Below are 672 nucleotides of genomic sequence, written 5' to 3'. Positions count from 1 at the left end.
CGCCGGAGTTGCCGGCGGTGACCACCCCCACGGTGTCGGCGGCGATGAAGCCGCGGTTGGTCTCGACGCCCACGACCTTGTTGCCGTTCTTGCGGATGCCGGTGACTTCGGTCTGCTGCAGCATGTCCACGCCCAGCGCATCGGCGCCGCGCGCAAAGCCCCAGGCCACCGCGTCATGACGGGCGACACCGCCGCGCGGCTGCCACGAGGCGCCCAGCACCGGATAGCGGGTGTTCTTCGACAGGTCCATGATCGGCACGATCTCCTGGATCTGGTTCACGTCCAGCACTTCGCCATCGATGCCGTTCAAGCGGTTGGCATTGACGCGGCGGTGGATGTCGCGCATGTCCTGCAGCGTGTGGCCCAGGTTCATGACCCCGCGCTGGGAGTACATCACGTTGTAATTCAGGTCCTGGGAGAGCCCCTCCCACAGCTTCATCGCGTGCTCGTACAGCCACGCGGCCTCGTCCCACAGGTAGTTCGAGCGCACGATGGTGGTGTTGCGCGCGGTGTTGCCCCCGCCCAGCCAGCCCTTCTCGACCACCGCGACGTTGGTGATGCCGTGTTCCTTGGCGAGGTAGTAGGCGGTGGCGAGACCATGGCCGCCGCCGCCGACGATCACGATGTCGTACTTCTTCTTCGGCGTCGGATTGCGCCACGCGCGCTGCCAGT

General features: G+C 66.5%; 1 protein-coding gene. It reads right to left on the bottom strand.

Going from position 1 to position 672, the window contains the following annotated elements; all coding sequences use genetic code 11:
• On the bottom strand, positions 1-672 hold a 672-nt coding region (locus tag GO615_RS29825; protein WP_169133068.1), incomplete at both ends, for an FAD-dependent oxidoreductase.

The organism is Aromatoleum evansii, from assembly GCF_012910805.1.
GTDB lineage: Bacteria > Pseudomonadota > Gammaproteobacteria > Burkholderiales > Rhodocyclaceae > Aromatoleum > Aromatoleum evansii.
This window is presented reverse-complemented; position numbering and strand designations above follow the sequence as displayed.